At 64.2% G+C, this 21,927-nt stretch carries 25 protein-coding genes and 1 other RNA gene; 13 read left to right on the top strand and 13 right to left on the bottom strand.

Annotated elements, in window-relative coordinates; genetic code table 11:
- Positions 1-49: 49 nt before the first annotated feature.
- The gene (locus VOI18_RS13640; protein ID WP_323762967.1) at positions 50-760 is read right to left on the bottom strand and encodes a cytochrome c family protein; all 711 of its coding nucleotides are present in this window, start codon (positions 758-760) and stop codon (positions 50-52) included.
- A gap of 281 nt (positions 761-1,041) precedes the next feature.
- Here VOI18_RS13640 and VOI18_RS13635 point away from each other — a divergent pair, with 281 nt between their 5' ends.
- Positions 1,042-1,566: a porin family protein gene (locus VOI18_RS13635; RefSeq protein ID WP_323762966.1), complete on the top strand. Its 525-nt coding sequence runs from the start codon at positions 1,042-1,044 to the stop codon at positions 1,564-1,566.
- A 60-nt stretch (positions 1,567-1,626) separates the two neighbouring features.
- Here the strand turns inward: VOI18_RS13635 and nudC are convergent, their stop codons facing one another.
- Positions 1,627-2,583, bottom strand: a complete 957-nt coding sequence (gene nudC, locus VOI18_RS13630; protein WP_323762965.1) for an NAD(+) diphosphatase — start codon at positions 2,581-2,583, stop codon at positions 1,627-1,629.
- The gene (locus VOI18_RS13625) at positions 2,580-2,966 is read right to left on the bottom strand and encodes a VOC family protein (RefSeq protein WP_323762964.1); all 387 of its coding nucleotides are present in this window, start codon (positions 2,964-2,966) and stop codon (positions 2,580-2,582) included. Before VOI18_RS13625 ends, nudC begins: the two co-directional genes overlap by 4 nt.
- A 122-nt stretch (positions 2,967-3,088) precedes the next feature.
- Between VOI18_RS13625 and VOI18_RS13620 the strand changes: the two genes are divergently transcribed.
- The 6 genes from VOI18_RS13620 to VOI18_RS13595 all read left to right on the top strand — a co-directional run bounded on the left by VOI18_RS13620 (position 3,089) and on the right by VOI18_RS13595 (position 7,128).
- Positions 3,089-3,310, top strand: coding sequence for a hypothetical protein (locus tag VOI18_RS13620; protein ID WP_323762963.1), 222 nt, complete (start codon positions 3,089-3,091; stop codon positions 3,308-3,310).
- A gap of 44 nt (positions 3,311-3,354) precedes the next feature.
- Positions 3,355-3,452: signal recognition particle sRNA small type (ffs, locus tag VOI18_RS13615), an RNA gene on the top strand.
- Positions 3,453-3,579: 127 nt separating this feature from the next.
- Positions 3,580-5,388, top strand: a complete 1,809-nt coding sequence (locus VOI18_RS13610) for a DNA polymerase III subunit gamma/tau (protein WP_323762962.1) — start codon at positions 3,580-3,582, stop codon at positions 5,386-5,388.
- Positions 5,385-5,708, top strand: a complete 324-nt coding sequence (locus VOI18_RS13605) for a YbaB/EbfC family nucleoid-associated protein (protein WP_323762961.1) — start codon at positions 5,385-5,387, stop codon at positions 5,706-5,708. The genes VOI18_RS13610 and VOI18_RS13605 overlap by 4 nt, the downstream gene beginning before the upstream one ends.
- Before the next feature lie 16 nt (positions 5,709-5,724).
- Entirely contained in the window at positions 5,725-6,330 is a 606-nt protein-coding gene (gene recR / locus VOI18_RS13600; RefSeq protein WP_323762960.1) for a recombination mediator RecR, read from the top strand.
- A 63-nt stretch (positions 6,331-6,393) separates the two neighbouring features.
- The gene (locus VOI18_RS13595) at positions 6,394-7,128 is read left to right on the top strand and encodes a queuosine precursor transporter (protein WP_323762959.1); all 735 of its coding nucleotides are present in this window, start codon (positions 6,394-6,396) and stop codon (positions 7,126-7,128) included.
- A 29-nt stretch (positions 7,129-7,157) separates the two neighbouring features.
- On the opposite strand, the gene VOI18_RS13590 is transcribed toward VOI18_RS13595, so the two are convergent.
- Both VOI18_RS13590 and VOI18_RS13585 read right to left on the bottom strand, forming a co-directional pair.
- On the bottom strand, positions 7,158-8,285 hold the full coding sequence (locus VOI18_RS13590; protein ID WP_323762958.1) for a PQQ-dependent sugar dehydrogenase: 1,128 nt from the start codon (positions 8,283-8,285) through the stop codon (positions 7,158-7,160).
- A gap of 127 nt (positions 8,286-8,412) precedes the next feature.
- The gene (locus VOI18_RS13585; RefSeq protein ID WP_323762957.1) at positions 8,413-9,531 is read right to left on the bottom strand and encodes a GNAT family N-acetyltransferase; all 1,119 of its coding nucleotides are present in this window, start codon (positions 9,529-9,531) and stop codon (positions 8,413-8,415) included.
- A 189-nt stretch (positions 9,532-9,720) separates the two neighbouring features.
- Here VOI18_RS13585 and rmuC point away from each other — a divergent pair, with 189 nt between their 5' ends.
- Positions 9,721-11,190 carry a DNA recombination protein RmuC gene (gene rmuC, locus VOI18_RS13580; protein WP_323762956.1) on the top strand — a complete coding sequence of 490 codons (1,470 nt, stop codon included), beginning with the start codon at positions 9,721-9,723 and terminating at the stop codon, positions 11,188-11,190.
- A gap of 31 nt (positions 11,191-11,221) precedes the next feature.
- Complete coding sequence (gene def / locus VOI18_RS13575) at positions 11,222-11,746, top strand: peptide deformylase (protein WP_323762955.1); 525 nt, start codon at positions 11,222-11,224, stop codon at positions 11,744-11,746.
- Between the two features lie 160 nt (positions 11,747-11,906).
- Here the strand turns inward: def and VOI18_RS13570 are convergent, their stop codons facing one another.
- Positions 11,907-12,758, bottom strand: a complete 852-nt coding sequence (locus tag VOI18_RS13570) for a pirin family protein (protein WP_323762954.1) — start codon at positions 12,756-12,758, stop codon at positions 11,907-11,909.
- Positions 12,759-12,909: 151 nt separating this feature from the next.
- Here VOI18_RS13570 and VOI18_RS13565 point away from each other — a divergent pair, with 151 nt between their 5' ends.
- Positions 12,910-13,482, top strand: a complete 573-nt coding sequence (locus VOI18_RS13565) for a hypothetical protein (protein ID WP_323762953.1) — start codon at positions 12,910-12,912, stop codon at positions 13,480-13,482.
- Between the two features lie 88 nt (positions 13,483-13,570).
- Here VOI18_RS13565 and VOI18_RS13560 read toward each other — a convergent pair whose 3' ends face one another.
- The gene (locus tag VOI18_RS13560) at positions 13,571-13,912 is read right to left on the bottom strand and encodes a Kazal-type serine protease inhibitor (protein ID WP_323762952.1); all 342 of its coding nucleotides are present in this window, start codon (positions 13,910-13,912) and stop codon (positions 13,571-13,573) included.
- Between the two features lie 191 nt (positions 13,913-14,103).
- On the opposite strand from VOI18_RS13560, the gene fmt reads away from it, so the two are divergent.
- Positions 14,104-15,033, top strand: a complete 930-nt coding sequence (gene fmt, locus VOI18_RS13555; protein ID WP_323762951.1) for a methionyl-tRNA formyltransferase — start codon at positions 14,104-14,106, stop codon at positions 15,031-15,033.
- Positions 15,033-15,782, top strand: a complete 750-nt coding sequence (gene truA, locus VOI18_RS13550) for a tRNA pseudouridine(38-40) synthase TruA (protein ID WP_323762950.1) — start codon at positions 15,033-15,035, stop codon at positions 15,780-15,782. The genes fmt and truA overlap by 1 nt, the downstream gene beginning before the upstream one ends.
- Here the strand turns inward: truA and VOI18_RS13545 are convergent.
- From VOI18_RS13545 to VOI18_RS13525, 5 genes are all read right to left on the bottom strand, one after another.
- Positions 15,779-16,360, bottom strand: coding sequence for a hypothetical protein (locus tag VOI18_RS13545; protein WP_323762949.1), 582 nt, complete (start codon positions 16,358-16,360; stop codon positions 15,779-15,781). The genes truA and VOI18_RS13545 overlap by 4 nt on opposite strands.
- Complete coding sequence (gene dapE, locus VOI18_RS13540; RefSeq protein WP_323762948.1) at positions 16,357-17,526, bottom strand: succinyl-diaminopimelate desuccinylase; 1,170 nt, start codon at positions 17,524-17,526, stop codon at positions 16,357-16,359. Before dapE ends, VOI18_RS13545 begins: the two co-directional genes overlap by 4 nt.
- Complete coding sequence (locus tag VOI18_RS13535) at positions 17,516-18,148, bottom strand: hypothetical protein (RefSeq protein ID WP_323762947.1); 633 nt, start codon at positions 18,146-18,148, stop codon at positions 17,516-17,518. The genes dapE and VOI18_RS13535 overlap by 11 nt, the downstream gene beginning before the upstream one ends.
- Positions 18,149-18,594: 446 nt before the next feature.
- Positions 18,595-19,065, bottom strand: a complete 471-nt coding sequence (locus VOI18_RS13530; RefSeq protein ID WP_323762946.1) for a GNAT family N-acetyltransferase — start codon at positions 19,063-19,065, stop codon at positions 18,595-18,597.
- 24 nt (positions 19,066-19,089) lie between these two features.
- Entirely contained in the window at positions 19,090-19,431 is a 342-nt protein-coding gene (locus VOI18_RS13525; RefSeq protein ID WP_291764055.1) for an aspartate decarboxylase, read from the bottom strand.
- Between the two features lie 139 nt (positions 19,432-19,570).
- On the opposite strand from VOI18_RS13525, the gene VOI18_RS13520 reads away from it, so the two are divergent.
- Entirely contained in the window at positions 19,571-20,791 is a 1,221-nt protein-coding gene (locus VOI18_RS13520) for a TIGR03862 family flavoprotein (protein ID WP_323762945.1), read from the top strand.
- Positions 20,792-20,827: 36 nt separating this feature from the next.
- Here VOI18_RS13520 and dapD read toward each other — a convergent pair whose 3' ends face one another.
- Positions 20,828-21,655, bottom strand: a complete 828-nt coding sequence (gene dapD, locus VOI18_RS13515) for a 2,3,4,5-tetrahydropyridine-2,6-dicarboxylate N-succinyltransferase (RefSeq protein ID WP_323762944.1) — start codon at positions 21,653-21,655, stop codon at positions 20,828-20,830.
- Between the last annotated feature and the right edge of the window lie 272 nt (positions 21,656-21,927).

Here is a 21,927-nt window from a genome sequence, read left to right as displayed (position 1 = left end):
GGACAGGTCATCCGGGGCTTTGATCATTGTGATGCCAGTTCAGGCGCGACTACGGATTGTCGCCTTCGCTGTCGTCATCCGGGCCGGCCACTTGGTCGACGGCGTCCTCGACAACCTCGGTCATTGCCTCAACGGCTTCGTCGACCGCGTCGGTCATGGTGCCCATGGCGTCGTCAACAGCCTCGGCCGAGGCGGTTTCGACCAGCGGCGCCGGCAGCGGCATCGGAGTGTCGGACAGGGACCGCAGATAGGCGATCAACTCGAGCCGGGTGTCGTCATTGCCCAGGCCGCGATAGGACATGGCCGTGCCGGGAGCGTAACCGGCCGGGCTTTCGATGAAGGCGTCGAGCGCCTCATAGGTCCAGTTGCCTTCAAGGCCCTGCAGGGCGCCGGAATAACCAAAGCCGTCATGGCTCGCGATGTCTGCGCCCACAATGCCCCAGAGATTGGGGCCAACACCGTTGGCGCCGCCCTGGTCAAAGGAGTGACAGGCCGCACAGCGGCGCGCGGCTCGTTCACCGGCGCCGATGTCGGCAGCCGCGAGGACCAGACCATAATCGGTCGGACCTTCTTCGATCACTTCGGCGCTATGGCCGGAGTCGAGCGCGGCCCAGTCAACGGGGTAAGCGGTGTTCTCGGCCGTCAGCTCGTGGGCCGCATGCGACGGAACCAGGAGATGTCCCAGTTCGGTGATCGCCAGGACACCCAGCACTGTTGCCAGCACGACGCCGGCAACCTTGTTCCAGAAGAGTTCGCCCATGGACGCCCCCAAATACAGCAGGTTGAAAATCGACCCGTGTTTGGCACGCGCCGCGCTCGCAGGCAACACCGCAACGCGCTCATCTGCATGCGGTATCGCGACGCACGACCGGAAAGCGGGCCCCGCCACGTGTGATCCCTGTGGCGCATCGGCGTCCGAATGAAGCGATGACTGCACTCTGTTCGGGGTTGGCCTTGATCCGGTCTTATTCGACCACCAGATAGCCAGCCGCTGGGGGCGCCAATGGCGTGCAGCCAATAAAACTCAACAAGGTAATCCAAATGTTCCGTACAGTACTCGTCTCCTCCCTCTCCGTCCTGGCCCTCGCCGCTGGCGCTTCGGCCCAGGAAGGCCAGATCCGTCTTGGCGCCGGCTATGAAGCCGCCGATTTTGACGGTGTCGATTTTGATACGGTTGTCGTGCGCGGCAGCTATGACTTCACCCGCTATCTGGGTGTCGAAGGCCAGCTCAATATCGGTCTGGGCGATGAAAGCCTCACCGTTGGCGGCCTCACCGGCGATGTCAGCCTCGATTATGTCGCCGGCGTCTTCGGCGTCGTCCGTCCCTGGTCGAATGAAGACGGTTCGGTGTTCCTGCGCGCCGGATACACCACGACCGAAGCCGACGCATCGGCGGCCGGCCTGAATTTCAGCGCCAGCGATGAAGCCTGGGCCTATGGTGTTGGCGGCGAATATTTCTTCGACGCCCGCAATGGTGTCCGCGCCGATTACACCCGCTTTGACTATGATGATGGCGGCGAAGCCGATTTCTTCGGTGTTTCCTACGTCCGTCGCATCGGCGGCTGATATCGGTTCGGAGGGGTCGCGCCAGTGCGCGGCCCCTCTGTCCCTTAAAAGGGCTGGGCGTCAGATCGCTTGGTCTGCCCATAACTCCGCCAGACGCCGGGCGATGGCGATCGAGGGGGGCATGGCCGCATCGGGATGGCGGGTCGCCAGCATGTCGCGGACCTCGTCGCGACTGAACCAGCGCGCCTGTTCCAGCTCGTGCGTGTCGATGGTCAGGCTCGCGTCGAGCACCGGCGCGATGAGACCGATCATCAGCGAAGACGGGAAGGGCCAGGGCTGCCCCATGACATAGCGGATCGCCGCAATGTCGGCCTTCACACCGGCTTCTTCTTCCAGTTCGCGGGCGCAGGCCTCTTCCAGCGTTTCCGCCGGTTCGACAAAGCCGGCGAGCGCCGACCAGATTCCCTCGGGCCAGGATGACTGTCGGCCGAGCAGGCAGCGGTCGCCATCGGTGGCCAGCATGATCACCACCGGGTCAACGCGGGGAAAGTGTTCGCTGTCGCAAGCCCCGCAAACCCGGCGCGCGCCACCGGACTTAATCCGGGTTGCGTGACCACACGCGGCACAGAATCCATGGCGTTCATGCCAGGCAAACAGGGCCTTGGCCTGGGCATAGATGGCAGCCTCGTCATGACTGAGTGCCATGGCGGCCTGGCGGGCCGGGGTAATCTCGCCGTCGAGCGGCAGGGTGTCGGGCTTGGTGATCACCGCGGCGAAACAGGGCGAGTCCTTGTAGTGTCCGAGGAACAACCCGGTCTGTAGGTCCGCGTAGTGTCCGAGGAACAACCCGGTCTGTAGGTCCGCCAGTCCGGCAATCTCGCTGCGGCGAAACCAGAACAGGCCACCGCTCTGCTGCAGGACCGGGTCGCCATCGACCAGTCCCAGCCACCAGCCGTCATCTCCGGTCAGCAGGTCTGCCATCGCGGTCTCGTCGCGGCGGAGCAGGTCACCGCGATCAAGCGGCGATCCGGCGAAAACCAACGGATCACGTCCGGCGAGCAGGGTGCGATCATTCATGGGCAATATCCGAACACGATGCGGTGTCCATCCGGGTCGTGGACCGCGATCTCCGTGCAGCCATAAATACGTTTGACCGGGCCTTCAACAAGCGGCGTGCCTCGATCCCTCAACTCGTCCTCCACGGACTTCAGGTCGCGGACCCAGACATAGGCGTCGAACAGGTCCAGCCCGGGTGTGAAGTCACGATTTGGGGGTGGCACGGTGTCGGATCGCTTCAGCATGATGGCCGCACCATCCCGTTCAGCGATCACGAAGGTCTGCCCGCTCGCTGTCTCGAGCGGACATGTGAAACCGAGTGCTTCGCGATACCAGGCCGCCGCTCGGGCGAGATCGGTTGTCAGCAACACCGCGGCACTGCCAACCAGGTTGTGCGGGATCATCGAGTCTCCTCCTGCGCGCTTCATCAAGCGGTCCGCAAAACTGCCGCGAAGCAGCCAGCCTGTCATCTTTCCGCTTGTTTTTGAGAATGAGTCGCATTTATTGTCGGGTCAGGAGGATCATGATGGCTTGTGAACGACCCGAAACCGCATCGCGCTCCGCAGCCCATGCCGGCCTCGCCGTGCGCGACTGGCTGGAGACCCAGGCCCGGGTGACCGGTTACTGGCGCGACGTCCTGCTCGAGGCCGGCGGAAACCTGGCCCTGATCGAAGCGCTCGATGACCATGCTCGCTTCCTGCAGGCGGCCGCGATGAGAGGAGAGGGAGAGGTCCTGCAGACACAATGAAGCCATGCCTTGCACCGGGACGTCTCACGCGCGATATAGAGCGCGGAAGATCGGCGGTGGACGAGCGCCTCGCCAACCCGGTCAGGTCCGGAAGGAAGCAGCCGTAACGAGTTTTGCTCGGGTCGCTGTCCGGTCTTCCACTTCAAACCCCGTATCGCCCTTCGCGGAACGCGAATCTTGCTCTAGGCTCGAACGCGACGACCCGAGGGGGCGTCGTGGGGGTTGCAGCGCCCGACCCGCACTCCACTCGCACCAGCCGACAGGACGTCATGGACGACACGCCGCTCCCAGCCGCAGACACCGGAGCGACCGAAGCGTTGATGCCCGGGCTCGACATTCCCGCAACCGGCCCGACGCCCGGCTACCAGGTCCTGGCCCGCAAATATCGCCCCGACACCTTCGAGGACCTGATTGGCCAGGACGCCATGGTGCGGACCCTGACCAACGCTTTTGCCGCCGGCCGGATCGCCCACGCCTACATGCTGACCGGGGTCCGAGGTGTCGGCAAGACCACCACCGCGCGCCTGATCGCCCGCGCCCTGAATTTCGAGACCGATGCGGTTGACGCGCCCTCCATGGCGCTGACCGAAAGAGGGCGTCATTGCGACGCCATCGGCCGCTCGGCCCATGTCGATGTGATGGAGATGGATGCCGCTTCGCGCACCGGCGTCGGTGACATCCGTGAGATCCTCGATGGCGTGCGCTACGCCCCGGTGTCGGCCCGCTACAAGGTCTACATCATCGATGAGGTCCACATGCTCTCGGCCTCCGCCTTCAACGCCTTGTTGAAGACGCTGGAGGAACCGCCCGAGCACGCCAAGTTCATCTTCGCGACGACCGAGATCCGCAAGGTGCCGGTGACCGTGCTGTCGCGCTGCCAGCGCTTCGACCTCAAGCGGATCGATCGCGAAGTCCTGACCGACCATCTCGAGCGCATTTGCGGTCTCGAGGGCGCGTCGGTGGCACGTGACGGCCTCTCCTTGATCTCCCGAGCGGCTGAAGGGTCGGTACGGGATGCCCTGTCCCTGCTCGACCAGGCCATTGTCCAGGGGAGCGAGGAAGACGGACCCGTCAGCGCACCGCAGATCCGCGACATGCTGGGCCTCGCCGATCGCGCCCGTGTGCTCGACCTGCTGGAACAGACTTTGACCGGCAAGACCGCCGATGCCCTGGCCGAGCTGTCCTCCCTGCATGATGCCGGCGGCGATCCGGTCGTGATCACCCGTGACCTGCTGGATTATGTCCACGCCACCTCCCGCGTGAAGGCCGCCGGGCCGGGTGCCGATCTGGGCGAGGCTGCCGATACCGTGGCGCGGATCGTGGCGCTTGCAGAGAGCCAGTCGCTGGGTCAGCTGACCCGGATGTGGAAGATTTTGCTGACCGGTCTTGATGACGTCCGCGCTGCGCCGGACGCGCTGGCGGCGGCTGAAATGACCGTGCTGCGACTGGCCTCGGCCGCAAGCCTGCCGCCGCCCGAGGATGCGGCACGCCTGCTCGCCGGCCTGCCACGTGCAAGCAGTCCGGCCGCCGGTGCCGCGGAGGCGCCGGGAAAGCCTGAGCCGGCCGCCGCGCCGGCGACCGCAGCGGCAGACCGGAACACTGCTGCCCATCGGGCGCTGACCGAGCCGGAAGCGGTGGCTCATGTTGAACAGGATGCGCCGGTTTTTTCCGGGCCGCAGACCTGGGAAGCGCTGATGGACCTGCTGCGTGAGAAGCGTGATATCGGCCTGCAGTCGGACGTCGAGCGCTATGTGCGTCCGGCAGTTTTCAAGCCTGGCTCCTTTACCTTCCAGCCGATCGAGGACGCACCGCGCGACCTGGCACAACGCCTGTCACGCCGACTGCTGGAATGGACCGGCGACCGCTGGATGATCCTGGCCGATGGCTCGCTGGAAGGTGGCGAGACCTGGTCCGAGCGTCGCCTGCGTCTGAAGGCCGAACGGCTCGAAGCGGCCCGCCATGACCCGGCCGTGGTCGAGGTCATGCGGCTGTTCCCGGGCGCCGAGATCGTGAAGGTCCGCGATCCCCAACCGGCCGCTGAAACTGACAGCAAGGAAACGACGGAGAAACGCGCATGAAGGACCTGATGGGCTTGATGAAGCAGGCGCAGGCCATGCAACAGAAAATGACCGAGGCCCAGGCACGCTTGGCCGAAACCGAAGTGACGGGTGAGGCCGGAGCCGGGCTTGTCCGTGTGGTCCTGACCGCCAAGGGCGACATGGTGTCGATCCATGTCGACAAGAGTGTCATGGATCCGGACGAGCCGGGGATCCTGGAGGACCTGCTCAAGGCCGCCCATGCCGATGCCCGCCGCAAGGGCGAGGACGCCCAGCAGGACATCATGAAAGACGCGGCCGGCGACCTGCAATTGCCACCCGGCATGCAGATGCCGTTCTGACCGGACCGCTCATGCCATGAAAACAGCCTCCGCCGGTCCGGAAATCGAACGCCTGATATCGCTGCTGGCCAAGCTGCCCGGCCTTGGCCCGCGCTCGGCCCGACGCGCGGCGCTAAACCTGCTTGGCAAGAAAGACGCGCTGATGCGGCCGCTCGCCGAAGCCCTGGCGGATGCGGCCGACAAAATCCGCGCCTGCAGTGAATGCGGCAATATGGATGTGGCGGATCCGTGCACGGTGTGTGCGGCACCCAACCGGCTGGACGCCGCCATCTGTGTGGTCGAGACCGTCGGCGATCTGTGGGCACTGGAGCGGGCCGGAGCCTTCAAGGGGCGTTATCATGTGTTGGGCGGCGTGCTGTCGGCGTTGGATGGCGTGCGACCTGAAGACCTCAACATCACCAAGCTGGTCGAGCGTTCGGCCCGCGACGAGGTGAGCGAGATCGTCCTGGCACTCAACGCCACGGTCGATGGCCAGACAACCGCACACTACCTGGCCGACCGGATGGCCGGGTGCAATGTGTCGATTACGTCGCTGGCACGGGGCGTCCCGGTTGGCGGTGAGCTGGACTATCTCGACGATGGAACCCTCGCTGCGGCCTTCCGCAGCCGGTCAAGTGTCTGAATAACCCTATTCATCGACCCAAATCGCTCTATCCTTGTTGACCAGGCGCCCGGGGAGGCAGGCATGCAAGAACCGATTTCGACGACAGCGACCGATGGAGGCCTGCCGGCAGACCGCGTGACCCGTCGCGCTTTCGTGCTGTTCTTCTGTACCGGCCTGTTCATGGTGTCGCTGGTGCTGGCCGCGATCACGGCGGTCAAGATCCAGGCCTTTCATCTTGGCCCGCTCACCGTGCTGGTCCCGGCGGGCACGCTGGCCTTCGGTCTGACCTATCTGGCCACCGATGTGATCTCCGAAGTCTGGGGTAGGGGGTATGCCCTGTGTGTGGTCCTGACAGGCGTGCTGATGCGCTTCGTCATCCTCTTCCTGCTTCTGTATGCGATGCATGCCGAAGACGTGTTTCCTTTCATCACCACCGCCGGAAACTGGACCGACGGCCAGCAAGCCGCATTCGTCGAGGTGTTTTCATCCGGCAACCGGACCAATTTCGCCGGCATGGTCGCTTTCGGGATCAGCGCCCTGGCCGATGTCCTGATCTTCCACCACATGCGTGAGAAACACGTCGGCAAGAACCGGCTGTGGTTGCGCAACAACGTGTCGACCATGGTCTCGCAAACCTTCAACAGCGCCATCTTCATCACCGTCGCCTTTGCCGGTGTCCAGACCTGGTCGGTGATCGGCAGCCTCGTCCTGGGGCAGGTGATCGTGAAACTCCTGGTCGCAGCTTTCGATACGCCCGCCGTCTATTTGCTGCGCAATATCGCCGAAGGGCGAAAACTGACCGATTTCAGAGGCTGAACCCGTCTGCCGGCGCGGGGCGTGCCGGCTCAGGGAATGATGGGTACCAGCCGCAACACCTGACCCTCCCGGTAATCCGTCAGGACATAGAGATTGCCGTCCGGTCCGGCTGCGACATCGCGAATGCGTTCGCCCCGGTCGACCAGCAATTCCTCGCTCGATATGACCCGGTCGCCTTCCACTTCAAAGCGCACCAGCATGGAGCCGGCGAGGGCGCCGACAAAGGCATCGCCGCGCCAGTTCTCGAATCCTTCACCGTCGTAGAAGGTCAGTCCGGAGGGCGCGATTGACGGGTCCCAGAACCAGATCGGTTGTTCAAGTCCCTCGCCGTGGGTGTCATCGGAGATCGGCGTGCCGTTGTAGTTGACGCCATAGGTAGCGAGCGGCCAGCCGTAATTGCTGCCCGGCTCGATCAGATTGATCTCGTCGCCACCGCGAGCGCCGTGTTCATGGGCCCAGACCGAGCCGGTCTGCGGGTTGATGGCGATACCCTGCACATTGCGATGACCGAAGGAGAGGATTTCGGGACGGGCGCCCCGCGCGCTGACAAAGGGATTGTCGAACGGCACGGTGCCATCATCATTGAGGCGGACGATGGTGCCCAGGTGGTTGTTCAGGTTCTGCGCTTCGTTGCGATAGCGGTTGCCGTCGCCAAGGGTCAGCAAAAGCGTGCTGTCAGCCAGGAACTGCAGCCGGCCGCCAAAATGATAGCCGCGCTCCTTCTCGAAATTGACCTGGAACAGGGTCTCGACCGCTTCCAGTGCCGTGGCATCGGAGTTCAGGCGTCCCCGACCAAGCGCGGTATGGTTGGCGCCGGACCGTCCTTCGGCATAGGCAAAATAGACCAGCCGGTTGTCGGCAAAGTCCGGGTGGACCGCCAGGCCCATCAGCCCGCCCTGACCTTCGACCAGAATGTCCGGCAGGCCCGCGACCGGTGCGGCGCGCAAGATCCCGTCCTCGATCAGTCGCAGACGGCCTTCACGCTCGGAGACCAGCATGTCGCCATCGGGCAGGAAGGCGACGGACCAGGGAAACGCCAGGCCACCGGCAATTGTCTCGACCCGGAAATCAGCCTGTTCGGTCTCATGGATATCGGATTGGGCGAAACCGCCAGAGGTCAGAATGGCGGTGGCGGCGAGGCTTGCAACAATGCGCATGGGTTCACTCCGTGCTTGCTGGTCCGGAGCAGAGTCTAGCGCATCGGCGCGCACACGGTAGTCACGACCACACCCTGTGGCATGGGGCGCTGTGGCATGCGGCATGCGGCATGCGGTATGCCGCCCGTTACAGTGCGATCGATCCGGCGAAGCTGGCCAGGCGCGGCGCCAGCTGGGGCTGGAAGGCGCTGACCTGGGCCCAGCGGCGGCGCAGGCGCCCCGGGAGGGCTCCGACCTTGCCGGGCAGCCGCTCAACGGTCTGTTCCGCCAATTCCCAGGTCCGGATGCCGAGTGCGGCCAGGCCCGGAGCCAGAACGCGGCCCTGTCCGAGCGGTACGGTGTAGCTGGAATAGTATTTCTTGTAATGGTCTCCGCCATGACCCAGGTCGACACGGGCAATGCCGCGCTCAGGGGCTTGCTCGAACAGGCCGTGCAGCAACAGCAGGCCGGGTGAATAGCGCGACAATTCCGGATCATAGGCCGGGAACCAGGAGTGATAGACGTCGCCGGCAACCAGGCCGAACTCGACCGCAGCCAGACGATCGCCAAACCACAGCGCGGCGGTCAGGCCGGAGAAGGCCTCGCCCTCGCGCTGGCGCAGATCCCCAAGGACGCGCTGAACCCAGTCAATCCCGAACACATTGAGCTTGCCGGTGTCACGATACTGGGTCTGCTTCCATGCGCTCAATGCAGCAAACGCCTTGCCGTCCGGATCGCCCAGGGTCACGCGGACCGGACCGAGGTCCCGTTCTGCGGCGCGGTGGCGACGCGCCATTTTCTTGAAATGGTCCTTGTGGTGGACACGACGGTCCGCCAGGAACTCTGCCCCGTCAGCGCCGATGGCTGCGATATGGCTGCCGCTGCTGGTCCGCGCGTCGCGGTTCTGTGCGCCGAGGTCGCCGTGCCAGTTGTCGAACACCAGCGCCGAGCCACCGGCCGCGCGGGCCAGGGCTTGTGGCGGGATGGCCGCCGGGTCGGCCGCGAGCACACCCTGATAATCGCTCATCGGGGCACCGACCGGTCTGACAATGCCGCCATGGGCCTTGTGATGCGGGAAGAATCCGATGGTCTTGTTGCCGTCTTCGATGATGGCGACGCGGACATCACTGCGGGCGCGGGCGACGGTTTCAGCAAATTCGAACCGCAGATACGGACTGACAAGTTTCCCGTTCGGGGACGCCCAACGGTTCCATTGTGCGATCTGACTCGCGGAAATGTCTTCGATTGAAACGGTTTTCGTCCGCACGCTTGTCCTCCCGGTACTCCCTGCCCGATACCAAGCAAGTGGCGGGCCGGAGCAGGTGACTGTCGACAGGAAGGCGGGTGACAGGTTTTGTCGCTGCGGGCTGTCAGCGTGTCTGCTGTGCGGGCGGATGACTGGCCGCACCGGGGCGACTCGTCCAGAATGACCGCGAACAGGAAGGCGACTGCTATCGTGACCCTCTCAGACATCTCCCCGGAAACCTGGCTGATCCTGGCTGGCATGGCCGTCTTGCTGGTGGTGCTTGCCGGCAGCCAGTTGCTGCAACGAAAATCCGACCCGGCCGGCACGACGGAACACCCGGACCTGGAGCGGCTGCGCAGCGAGCGCGACGACTGGCGCAGTCGGCAGGAACGCGCCGCCTCCGAACTCGCCACCGCGCGCGAAGCTTTGGCCCGGCTCGACGGGGTGGTCGAGGAACGCGACCGTCTGCGGGCCGCCCTGGAAGCCGTCACGGCCGAGCGCAACGGGCTCAACGCCAGCCATGAAGCGCTGAAGACCGAGCATGATGCAGCCTTGCGCCATCACGATGAGAAGCTCGCCGAACTGGAAAAGGCCCGCGAGCGCCTCAACGACCAGTTCAAGCTGACCGCCGCGGAAATTCTCAAGGCCTCCGGTGCCGAGCTGAACAAGCAGAGCACGGAAAGCCTGCAGACGCTGCTCAAGCCGCTGCGCGAACAGCTGACCGATTTCCGCTCGAAAGTGGAGAAAGACGCCGAGCAGCGCCACGGGCATGCCGGCGAGATCAAGCAATTGATGGAAACCGTGCGCAAGGATGCCTCGCGCATGTCAGAGGACGCCCAGAAACTGGCCAATGCGCTGCGTTCCTCGTCCAAGGTGCAGGGCGATTGGGGCGAGATGGTACTGGCCTCGATTCTCGAGCGCGCCGGCCTTATCGAGAACGAACACTTCCACACCCAGTCGACCGAACGTAATGCCGACGGCGCGCTGCTGCGACCCGATGTGATCGTCGACATGCCGGGCGGGCATCGACTGGTGATCGACAGCAAGGTTTCGCTCACCGCCTTCGAACGCTGCGTCAATGCCGAGGAAGACGAAGCCAGGGCGGCAGCGCTGAAACAGCACATCGCCTCGGTCCGCGCCCATATCAAGGCGCTGGGGGACAAGGATTACGCCAAGCTCTATGAGGGCGTGAACTTCACCTTGATGTTCATTCCCCTGGAAGGCGCGGCCTCGCTGGCCTTGCAAAATGACCCAGAGCTGTCGGCCTATGCCTGGGACCGCAATGTGATGATCGCCACGCCGACGACGCTGATGATGGCGATGCGCACGGTGGGCAATCTGTGGACGATTGACCGCCAGAACCGCCACGCCATCGACATCGCCGATCGCGCTGGTGCGCTGTATGACAAGTTTGAAGGATTCGTCGGCGATCTCGAAACCATCGGCAAGCGGATCGACGGGGCCAAGGACGCCTGGGCGGCCGCCAAGGGCAAGCTGGTCGAGGGGCGCGGCAATCTGGTGCGGCAGACCGAAATGCTCAAATCCCTGGGCGCCAATGCCCGCAAATCGCTGCCGGCCGAATACCTGGAGTCGGCGGGCGCAGACGAGGGGTCACATGGCGGAGACGGCAAAACTGTCCCCAAGCCAGCCCTGACAGCGCCGGAAGCGGTCGATTCTTGATCCTGAAAGCCAGTGCGACTATCTAGGGCAAATGGCCATACGCGATATCCTCACCGTCCCCGATCCGATGCTCAAGGAAGTGTCCCAACCCGTTGACCGGGTTGATGACGAGCTCCGCGAGCTGATGGATGACATGCTCCAGACCATGTACGCCGCCGATGGCATCGGCCTGGCGGCAATCCAGGTCGGCGTGCCCAAGCGCATCATCGTGATGGACCTTGCCGGTTCCGACGAGGAGCCCAAGCCACGCTATTTCGTCAATCCGGTCCTGTCCGACCCGTCCGACACGCTGAAGCCCTATGAGGAGGGCTGCCTGTCCGTGCCGACCGTCTATGACGAGGTCGAACGCCCGGACCGGATCCGCATCCAGTATCTGGACTATGACGGCAACCCGCAGGACGAGATCGCCGAAGGCATGTTTGCCGTCTGCATCCAGCACGAGATGGACCACCTGGAAGGCGTGCTCTTCATCGACTACCTCTCCCGCCTGAAACGCCAGCGTGCGGTGCAGAAGGTGAAGAAGGTCGAAAAGTCGAAAGACCGCGACGCGGCCTGAAAAGGGGACAGGTGTAATTAACGCGCTAGGTTGGATCCATGATCAAATGTGGAGCCGCGCGTTAATTACACCTGTCCCCTTTTCAGGATTAAAGCGCCAGGTTGGATCCATGATCAAATGTGGAGCCGCGCGTTAATTACACCTGTCCCCTTTTTAGGGCTCAGAACTTGCCGGCCTGAAAATCCGTTACCGCCTGGTGCAGTTCGGCTTCGGTGTTCATCACGAAGGGGCCATAGCGGGCGACCGGCTCATTGATCGGCTTGCCGGCGACGAGCAGCAGGCTGGCGCCTTGCGGCCCGGCTTTCAGCTCGATCCGGTCACCATCTTCCAGCACGCCCAGGTCCGGATCCTCGACCCGGCCTTCGCCGGTCGAGACCATGCCCTTGTAGACGGCGATGAAGGCCGTGTGGCCGGGATCGATAGCCTCTTCAAGCGTGGCGCCGGGTTCGAGCACGATGTCGATCAGGGTCGGCTGGATGGCGACGGACCGGGCCGGGCCGGTGACGCCGGTCGAGCTGGTGCCGGCGAGTACGCGCAAGCTGGCACCGGGCCGGGTTTCGACCGGGACCTGTGACTGGTCAAACTCCTGATAGCCCGGATCGGTCATTTTCAGCGCGCCGGGCAGATTGACCCAGAGCTGGAAACCCCAGAGGCGGCCCTCATCCTCGATCGGCTGCTCGGAATGCACGATGCCGCGCCCGGCGGTCATCCACTGGATGCCCCCGCCTTCGATCACGCCGGAATGGCCCTTGTTGTCACCATGACGCATCCGGCCTTCCAGCATGATGGTGACCGTCTCGAAGCCGCGATGCGGGTGATTGGGGAAACCTGCCATGTAGTCCGCACTGTCATCGGAACGGATCTGGTCGAGCATCAGGAAGGGGTCGAGGTCCATCAGACCGCGATGTCCGAGCATGCGGGTGAGTTTGACGCCGGCTCCATCCGAGGTTGGCAGGCCTCGGGAAACCTTTGTGATACGGCGTGTTCGGGTGAGGGTGTCAGAGGAGGGCATGGTGGTGACGTCCTGCAGGTGCGGCCGGTCAGGGCCAGTCAATGCAGGACAAGATAGGCGTTTTTCCGGTCAGAGCCATGCACCGGCCCGAAAGTCACAGTTTCCATGATGGAAGGGATCGGGCAGTTTGGTCCGGACCGAGGAGAAAATCATGCGCGCGTCCTGTTTTGCACTTGTGCCACTTGTCCTGACGGCCTGTTCCCAGGCCGGGCCACCGGAGGACACCTCCCTGTTCGCCAGTCTTTCGCAGCTGTGCGGACAGGCTTTTGAGGGGCGCGTCATAACCGACGACCCGCGCGACGCCGATTGGGCCGACCAGACGCTGACCCTTCATGTGCGCGAATGCTCCGCTACCCAGATCCGCATGCCGATGCATGTCGGCGATGACCGGTCGCGTACATTCGTGTTGTCGCGGGTCTCGGGCGGGTTGCAGCTCAAACATGACCACCGGCACGAGGACGGCAGTGAGGATGTGTTGTCCCAGTATGGCGGATCGACGGCCGAGCCGCCTGCCGACGGGCGCGCCGAATTTCCGGCCGATCCATTCAGCCGGATGTTGTTTGACCGTGAGGGGATCGCGGTCTCGATGGACAATATCTGGTCTATGACCCTGACCGAGACCAGTTTCACCTATGGGCTGGACCGTCCGGACCGGCATTTCGCGGCGCAATTCGACCTGACCAATCCCGTCGATACCCCTCCGCCGCCCTGGGGCGCTGAATAGAAACGGGCCGGCCCCGTCTCCGGAACCGGCCCGCGACTGTATTGCCCTGCGAGATTGAACCCTGGAGGGCGATGGTGGTGAGCTGCGGTTAGTCCTGCGGGACTTCGTCCACATGGCATTCGCCAGTGGCGACCGTCTCGACGTTGGCGACTGCGGCTTCGCAGGCATTGCCATATGTTTCGCCATCAGCACCGCAAACCGGCGCATATTCCTGTGTGCAGCTGATCTCGGCGGCGACCTCGGCAACCGTCATGTCGACGTTGGCCGGGGCCGGTTCGGACGTCATCTCTGACTGGGTATCGGTGACAGTTTCGCTGGTCGCCGGAATTGATGTTTCGGCGCTGTCCTGGGCGGCGGAAACCGTGTCCGGTGCCGAGCAGGCCATCAGAAGCGCGCCGCCGAAAATGGCAGCGGTAACTTGCATACGCATGGGGGTGTCCTTGACCCTCGTGCCATGATTGGCACGCGGCAGCGATTTATCATTTCGCCGAATTTCCGGGTAGCGGATACTTTGGCCCGCCTATCACGAATTATTGCGGCGGCTGGAAAGCGAGCTTGGCGTTTGCGCCATCGGGGCGATAACACAGGCACCGTCCCTTCCTCGTTGAGCGCCGAGAGCCAATGACCCTACGTCTCGCCTTCATGGGCACCCCCGACTTTGCCGCCCGCTCGCTGGCCGAGATTGCCGCGGCCGGACATGACGTAGTGCATGTCTTCACCCAGCCCCCCCGCCGTCGGGGGCGGGGCCAGGCGGAACAAAAAACGCCCGTGCACCAGCTCGCCGAGGTGCTCGGCATTCCGGTCTCGACGCCGGCCAGTTTCCGCGATCCGCAAGTGATTGACGCGTTTGCCGCGCTGGACCTCGATCTGGCTGCCGTGGTCGCCTACGGCCAGATCCTGCCGCAGGCCGCGCTTGATGCGCCGCGCATGGGCTGTCTCAACCTGCACGCCTCGCTGCTGCCGCGCTGGCGCGGCGCGGCGCCGATACAGCGCGCCATTATGGCCGGTGACACGCTGACCGGTGTCCAGCTGCAGCAGATGGAGGCGGGGCTCGACACCGGACCGATCCTGCTGTCGGAAACCGTGCGCATCACAGAGACCGACACCGCTGCCAGCCTGCATGACCGGTTGATGGATGCCGGTGCCCTGATGTGGCCGCGTGCCCTGTCGGCGCTGGAGCGCGGATCGCTGGAGGCCGTGCCACAGTCGAGCGAGGGCGTCACCTATGCGAGCAAGATCTCGTCCGACGAGGCCCGCATTGACTGGTCCCGCCCGGCCAGTGAACTGGCCTGTCATGTACGCGGCCTGTCGCCCTTCCCGGGCGCCTGGTTCGAGATGCCGGGCGAGAAGCGCCCGGTGCGGGTCAAGGTGCTGCTGGCCGAGGCCGACAACGGCAAGGCGGCGCCCGGCACGGTGATCGAAGACCTGACAATTGCCTGTGGGGACGGCGCATTGCGTCTTGTCCGCCTGCAACGCGAAGGCAAGGGTGCCATGGATGCCGCGACCTTCCTCAACGGCAATTCGCTGCCCGCCGGGACGGTGCTCGACTGATGCCGCGCTACAAGATCATCATCGAGTATGACGGTGGGCCCTTTTCGGGCTGGCAACGTCAGGACAATGCGCCGTCGGTGCAGGAAAGTCTCGAGCGGGCCGCGGAGAAGCTCGATGGCGCGCCGGTCCTCGTCTATGGCGCCGGTCGTACCGATAGCGGTGTCCATGCCCTGGCCCAGGTTGCCCATCTCGACCTGGCCAAGGACCTCTCCACCGACAAGGTCCGTGATGCCATCAACTACCATCTCAAACCGGATCCGGTGGCGGTGATCGAAGCGGTGCGCGTGAGCGAGGATTTTCACGCCCGTTTCTCGGCCACCCAGCGCCATTATCTCTACCGGATGATCGACCGGCGGGCGCCTTTGACGCTGGACCGGGGGCAGGTCTGGCGGGTCACCCGCAAGCTCGACGCCGAAGCCATGCATCGTGCCGCCCAGGCGCTGCTCGGCCAACATGATTTCACCACGTTCCGCGATGCCCAGTGCCAGGCCGAGAGCCCGGTCAAATCACTCGATGCGATATCGGTGTCGCGCTATGGCGAAGAGGTTCAGCTGACCTGTTCGGCGCGCTCCTTCCTGCATCGACAGGTGCGTTCAATGGTTGGCTCGCTGGTCGAGGTCGGGGTGGGCAAATGGTCTGCGCGCGACTTCAAACGCGCGCTTGATGCGGCTGACCGCAGCCAGTGCGGGCCCGTCGCGCCGGCTCACGGTCTGTACCTGACGGCCGTGGACTATCCTGACCCGGTCTAGCTGGCCGCTGCGGCTGCCGAGGCGGCAAAGGCCTGACTGATTCCGACCAGCACAATGTAGGAGACCAGCGCCGGAACGGCGGCAGTGAAGGCTGAAGTGATGGTTGGGACGCCCAATGCCACATAGGCCAGGCGCCAGTGCACCAGAATGCGCAGATAGCCGTACAGGAAGAACAGGAAGTCGCGGAACTCGGCGTTGATGATACCGGCGACCTGCAGAGACCAGATCGCCGTGATGACCAGATACAGCCAGACCACGCCCCAATTGTGCAGGATGACCCAGGCGAGATAGCGCGGCTTCGCCCCGATCACCATGACGGCCAGAGCTGCGGCGAGCGGAAAGCTCAGCCATGTCGCGGCGAAGATCAGATAGTACATGGCCGCGTTGATGCCGACACCCAGATGAGCCCGCTCGAAAAAGACCAGCGTGACCAGGGGGAGCACAAACAGAGCCGCCGCGAAGGAACGCCAGAAGCCGCCGATAGAGACGTCGAACATCGCCTCGCCACCCTCGCGGAAGGTGAGGGTGCGCAAGGCACCCTGCATGCCCTGCCAGCCTTCGGCGATCAATCGGATCATGCCGGGACATCCTTGAAATAGCCTTTGAGGATACGCGTGTAGATGGCGGTCAGGGTCTCGATGTCACTGACCTGAACACGCTCGTCCACCTGGTGCATCGTGGCTCCGACCAGGCCGAATTCGGCGACGGGTGCGTAAAGCTGGATGAAGCGGGCATCGCTGGTGCCGCCGCCGGTGGTCAGTGCCGGGCGGCGTCCGGTTTCCGCTTCCACACAGTCCTGGAGCAGGGTCGTGAAGGAGCCGGCCGGCGTCAGGAAGGCTTCGCCGGTCACATGGATATCGGCCTCGATCCGGCCGTCGAAATCCAGATCGACCTTCGCCACTTCGGCCCGGATCCAGTCGGACAGGGCGTCACCGGTATGGGCGATGTTGAAGCGGATATTGAATCGGGCCGTCGCGGTCGCCGGGATGACATTGGTGGTCGGATTGCCGACATCGACCGAGGTCACTTCCAGATTGGATGGCTGGAAAGGCGCCACGCCGTCATCCAGTTTGCGGGCCAGCAAGTGACCGAGCAGGTCGAGCAGGGCCGGAATCGGATTCTCCGCCCGCTCGGGATAGGCCACATGCCCCTGTCGGCCGGTCACGGTGAGGGTGCAGTTCAGCGATCCGCGCCGACCGGACTTGATGGTATCGCCCAGCGCATTGGGATTGGTCGGTTCGCCGACCAGGCAATGGTCGAAGGTTTCGCCCTCTTCGGCCAGCGCCTGGAGCACGGCCTTGGTGCCATGAATCGCCGGGCCTTCCTCGTCGCCAGTGATCAGGAAGGCGATCGAGCCGTCCGGTTCACAGGTATCCAGAAAGCGCCGGACCGAAGCGACCATCGCGGCGATGGCGCCCTTCATGTCGGCGGCGCCGCGCCCCCACAACACACCATCCCCGGCCTCGGCACCAAAGGGCGGCTTCTGCCAGGCCTCGTCGTCACCGGGCGGAACCACATCGGTATGCCCGGCGAACAGGAAACAGGGCGAGGCAGCGCCGCGGCGGGCATAGAGATTGTCGACCTCGCCGAACGGGTAGCGCCGGCAGGCGAAGCCCAATTGCTCCAGTGCGGCTTCCAGCACACCCAGCGCACCGGCATCGGCTGGCGTGATCGACGGACGACGGATCAGCGCCTGGGCCAGCGGCAGGGGGTTGGCGAGGTCGTTCGAGGGGTCAGATGTCAACGACGAGGTCCTTGCCAAATTCGAGGCCGGTGATGCGGCAGGCGGTCCGAAGGCGAGAGAGCTTCTGCGCCTTCGAAAGGTTCACATCGACATACCAGTCGTCGGTCAGTTTTTCAGCCATTTTCGCCAGTTCGGGAGACCGTGTATAAAGCGTTTCCTGGTCGGCTGCGACGATCCGCCGTCCCCGCCCTCCCGGATGGCTCGCCAATCGGGCCAGAGTTCCCGGGTATGTCTTCTCCATCCAGACCAACGCCAGTCGATAAGCGGCCTTCTGGCTGTCCGCGAACTGAACATAATCGTGCAGTTGAACCTGAAAATGCCCTGTTCTGCGATCGCATTCGCCAAATTTGTCATGCCAGTCCGCCGGGGGGGCTTTCAGCGGGGAATGCGCGGCTTGCTTGCGAGACATTGGCCCAGCCGTTGAGCCAGCGCTTGCCGTGCCATCGGCCCGCAAGAGCGCGCGTTTCAGTATGTCCAGCTGGCTCTCTTCCAGCGAAACACGTCGAGCTTCCAATGCCCTATGGGCATCGAGATCAAGCTTCAACCAGCCGGTCTCTTCGTCCATTTGTCTCATGCCAGCCTCCATCCATTTTTCCTTGTAAGGGATATTAAGCTTCGTCAAGGGGCGTGACGGCTTATAAGGGGCTTCTTGAGCTTCTGTACCGGGGCATTGGCGAAGGTGAGCGTCGAGAGCGCATCGACACACACTGCCGCAGGAGCGACGCATGGGAGGCCATGGCGACCACTTGGTAAAGACCGCCAAGGGTCGGCTGATCGACCCATTAGCATCCCTTATAAGGAAGTGTTCTGCGGCACGATTTTGACGTGTGACGCCGGCGTTTCTTGTCGTTCACCACCTCGAGCACAGAACCGGGTCGATGTTCAGCTCACTGGAGGGGAAGTGATCCATGGTTGAGCCGACATGTTGCCGTGCCGGCGGCGCGCGGCGGTAAAGCCGCATTCCGTGCCGGATTCCGTGCGGCAAGCCTCATGGACGTAATCGTGCTCACTTTCCGGCGCACTTCCCCGACTTATCGTCGGGCGGGCAAGGTTGGGTCGGTGCGTGTTCTACAACACTTTTTGCATCGCGAAGCGGCGGAAATGCTCGCCGCGGAGCTCGACTGTTTCTTCCGCGGTGACCTGATAGCCGACGACGAGAAAGGCCGGGCGGGCCATGAGGCTGGCGTGGACGTGCAGGCCGGACAGCTTGCGGCGTCCGGCCTCCTGCTCGAGGGCGTCATGCAGGCGTCGGAACAGGCCCTTGCCCTGGCAGTCCGGGCGGATATAGGCGAAATCCACATAATCGGGCGGGTCGAGCGTCAGGAAACCCTGGATGAGGCCAGCCTGCTCGGCCAGAAACACGCACTGGCGGGCCAGGCGCTCGTCCCAATCGGTGCCGCCGCGCGGTTCCGGAACCCATGCGGCCTGTTGGGCTGGCGTGTACAGGCTGGGCCCGTTGCGCACAGCGTCGAACATCACCTCGCCAAGGGCGGGATTGTCAGCGGGCGTGCCGCGCCGGACTGTCAGCGCACCTGACATGAACGATGGCCCTCACGGACCCGACTAGTGCGACCGGCCGTGGGTCTCGCGGAAACGCTCCATCGAGACCGAGATCTTGAAGGTCTCGCGGTATTTGGGTGAACCGACAGGGCGGGGCGGCTTCTGCGAGGTCAGGGCCAGGATGCGCTCCAGCGTGTCATGCGCCGCGCCGGACTGGCCGGCCCCGATATAGGCGTGCAGCTCGACCAGGGCGTCGGATAGCGGGTCGCCGCCCCGGATGATGAAATAGGGTTCGTCCGTACCCATGCGGTGCAGCACGTCAAATTCCGACGGATTGTCGGCCGAGCCGTATGGCGCCGCAGGATCCTTGGCGGTCGGCTTTTCCCGGATGGTGTCTTCGCTCATGGCGCGCCCCTAGTTGTGTGATTTGCCCCATGTGACCAGATTCGAGCCCGAAGCGGTAGCGACGCATCAGCGCAGCCCGGACTCACCCCTGGCGCAGCGCGAGATGGCGGTCCGGGGCGACCACCGCTACACAGGGGACATGAGCACACTCCGCCCAAGACATATCGCCATCATCGGTGCCGGCCCGGCCGGGCTGATCGCCGCCGAACATCTCGCCACGCTCGGCCACGAGGTCGGCCTTTATGAGCGCATGCCGACCCCCGGGCGCAAATTCCTCATGGCCGGGCGGGGCGGGCTGAACCTGACCCATAGCGAACCGCTGCCGGCCTTTCTGGGTCGCTATCGCGAGGCCGCTGACTGGCTTGGGCCGGCGATTTCACAACATGGCCCCGCCGACCTTCGGGCATGGTGTGAAGGGTTGGGCCAAGCGACCTTTACCGGTTCGTCCGGGCGTGTGTTTCCCGAAGCGATGAAAGCCTCGCCCTTGTTGCGGGCCTGGCGTGAGCGGTTGGACCTGCACGGTGTGAAGCTGCACCTGCGTCACACCTGGACCGGTTGGAACGACGATGGCGCACTGGTGTTCCAGACGCCGGACGGCGAGGTCACGGCGTCACCGGAAGCCACCTTGCTCGCCCTGGGCGGTGCCAGCTGGCCGCGCCTGGGGTCCGACGGGGCATGGACCGAGGCGCTGGCGGCACGCGGCGTCGATCTGGTCGGGTTTTCGGCCTCCAATTGCGGCGTCAATATCGACTGGAGCGCGATCACCAAGGACCGTTTCGCCGGTGCGCCGCTGAAAACCATTGCCCTGTCGCTGGGCGATGAACGGGTCGCCGGCGAGGCGATGATCGCGCGCTACGGTCTTGAGGGCGGTGCCGTCTATGCCCTGTCCTCGACCATTCGCTCGGCGCTGGCGAATGGCGATACCGTCACCCTCCAGCTCGACCTCAAACCGCATCGCGATGCGGGTGATCTCGCGACGTGGCTGGGCAAGGCGAAGAAGGGGCAATCGCTGACCAACACGCTGCGCAAGGCCGGGCTGACGCCGCAGGCGATCTCGGTCCTGCGCGATGCCGTCGGTGAACTGCCGCGCGATCCGGCGGCGCTGGCCGCCCTGATCAAGGCCGTACCCCTGCGGGTGACGGCGCAACGCGATCTCGACCGGGCGATTTCCTCGGCCGGTGGCATCGCGCGCTCAGCCGTTGATGATCACTTCATGCTGACAGCCGCGCCGGGCGTTTTTGCGGCCGGTGAGATGCTTGACTGGGATGCGCCGACGGGCGGTTATCTGTTGCAGGCCAGCTTCGCCACCGGTCTCGCAGCCGCGCGCGGCGTTGAAGCCTGGCTGGACGAAACAGCCTAGCGCAGCAAGTCATTGCCTAGCGCAGCAAATCATTGCCTAGCGCAGCAAATCATTGATCGAGGTCTTGGCCCGCGTCTGGGCGTCGACCCGCTTGACGATGACGGCGCAATACAGGCTCGGACCGCCCTTGGGATCGGGCAGGGCGCCGGGCACGACGACCGAGTAGGCCGGCACTTCGCCATAGCTGATGTCGCCGCTGGCGCGGTCGACGATCTTGGTCGAGCGGGTGATGTAGACACCCATCGCCAGCACCGAGCCCTCGCGCACGATCACGCCCTCGACCACTTCGGAACGGGCACCGATGAAGCAATTATCCTCGATGATCACCGGGTCGGCCTGCAAGGGCTCCAGCACGCCGCCAATCCCGGTCCCGGCCGAGATATGGCAATTGGCACCGACCTGCGCACACGAGCCGACACTGGCCCAGGTGTCGATCATCGTGCCTTCGCCGACATAAGCCCCCAGATTGACATAGGACGGCATCAGCACCGCACCCGGCGCGATGAAGGCTCCGCGGCGCACGGCGCAGGGTGGCACGGCGCGGAAGCCGGCGGCCTTGAACTCGGCCTCGCCCCAGCCGTCAAACTTGGACGGCACCTTGTCCCACCATTTGGCGCCGGCAATACCGCCCTCGATCAAATCCATCGGGTTGAGCCGAAAGCCCAGCAGCACGGCTTTCTTCAACCATTGATGCACCACCCAATTGCCGTCATCCCCACGAGAGGCGACGCGAGCCTGGCCACTGTCGAGCAGATTGATAGCCGTCTCCACGGCGTCGCGGACTTCCCCGGTCGTGTCGGTCGAGACGCTGTCACGATTGTCCCAGGCGGTATCGATGGTGGTGATCAGGGCAGTGTCGGTCATGGGGCGGGGCTCATATTTCCGGTGGCTCAGACAGGTGAGCGACTTAACACCGGTCCCGCGTCGGGGGAAGCGGGTGCGCATTTAAGGCCGGGGGACAGGTGTAATTAACGCGAGGCGCCGACCGCGCATGGCAGACACCAGCCAGACGCGTTAATTACACCTGTCCCCCCTAATTCACACCTGTCCCCCCTAATTCACACCTGTCCCCCCTAATTCACACCTGTCCCCCCTAATTCACACCTGTCCCCCCTAATTCACACCTGTCCCCCCTA

Source organism: Maricaulis sp. (genome assembly GCF_034670125.1).
Classification (GTDB): Bacteria; Pseudomonadota; Alphaproteobacteria; order Caulobacterales; family Maricaulaceae; genus Maricaulis.
This window is presented reverse-complemented; position numbering and strand designations above follow the sequence as displayed.

Coding starts and splice junctions, on each gene's coding strand:
- VOI18_RS13590 (WP_323762958.1), bottom strand. CDS start 8,285: ATGCGCATTGTTGCAAGCCTCGCCGCCACCGCCATTCTGACCTCTGGC.
- def (WP_323762955.1), top strand. CDS start 11,222: ATGGCCATACGCGATATCCTCACCGTCCCCGATCCGATGCTCAAGGAA.
- VOI18_RS13565 (WP_323762953.1), top strand. CDS start 12,910: ATGCGCGCGTCCTGTTTTGCACTTGTGCCACTTGTCCTGACGGCCTGT.
- dapD (WP_323762944.1), bottom strand. CDS start 21,655: ATGACCGACACTGCCCTGATCACCACCATCGATACCGCCTGGGACAAT.
- VOI18_RS13570 (WP_323762954.1), bottom strand. CDS start 12,758: ATGCCCTCCTCTGACACCCTCACCCGAACACGCCGTATCACAAAGGTT.
- VOI18_RS13545 (WP_323762949.1), bottom strand. CDS start 16,360: ATGATCCGATTGATCGCCGAAGGCTGGCAGGGCATGCAGGGTGCCTTG.
- VOI18_RS13530 (WP_323762946.1), bottom strand. CDS start 19,065: ATGTCAGGTGCGCTGACAGTCCGGCGCGGCACGCCCGCTGACAATCCC.
- VOI18_RS13520 (WP_323762945.1), top strand. CDS start 19,571: ATGAGCACACTCCGCCCAAGACATATCGCCATCATCGGTGCCGGCCCG.
- VOI18_RS13625 (WP_323762964.1), bottom strand. CDS start 2,966: ATGATCCCGCACAACCTGGTTGGCAGTGCCGCGGTGTTGCTGACAACC.
- truA (WP_323762950.1), top strand. CDS start 15,033: ATGCCGCGCTACAAGATCATCATCGAGTATGACGGTGGGCCCTTTTCG.
- fmt (WP_323762951.1), top strand. CDS start 14,104: ATGACCCTACGTCTCGCCTTCATGGGCACCCCCGACTTTGCCGCCCGC.
- VOI18_RS13635 (WP_323762966.1), top strand. CDS start 1,042: ATGTTCCGTACAGTACTCGTCTCCTCCCTCTCCGTCCTGGCCCTCGCC.
- VOI18_RS13560 (WP_323762952.1), bottom strand. CDS start 13,912: ATGCGTATGCAAGTTACCGCTGCCATTTTCGGCGGCGCGCTTCTGATG.
- VOI18_RS13605 (WP_323762961.1), top strand. CDS start 5,385: ATGAAGGACCTGATGGGCTTGATGAAGCAGGCGCAGGCCATGCAACAG.
- VOI18_RS13610 (WP_323762962.1), top strand. CDS start 3,580: ATGGACGACACGCCGCTCCCAGCCGCAGACACCGGAGCGACCGAAGCG.
- VOI18_RS13640 (WP_323762967.1), bottom strand. CDS start 760: ATGGGCGAACTCTTCTGGAACAAGGTTGCCGGCGTCGTGCTGGCAACA.
- VOI18_RS13595 (WP_323762959.1), top strand. CDS start 6,394: ATGCAAGAACCGATTTCGACGACAGCGACCGATGGAGGCCTGCCGGCA.
- recR (WP_323762960.1), top strand. CDS start 5,725: ATGAAAACAGCCTCCGCCGGTCCGGAAATCGAACGCCTGATATCGCTG.
- VOI18_RS13525 (WP_291764055.1), bottom strand. CDS start 19,431: ATGAGCGAAGACACCATCCGGGAAAAGCCGACCGCCAAGGATCCTGCG.
- VOI18_RS13620 (WP_323762963.1), top strand. CDS start 3,089: ATGGCTTGTGAACGACCCGAAACCGCATCGCGCTCCGCAGCCCATGCC.
- nudC (WP_323762965.1), bottom strand. CDS start 2,583: ATGAATGATCGCACCCTGCTCGCCGGACGTGATCCGTTGGTTTTCGCC.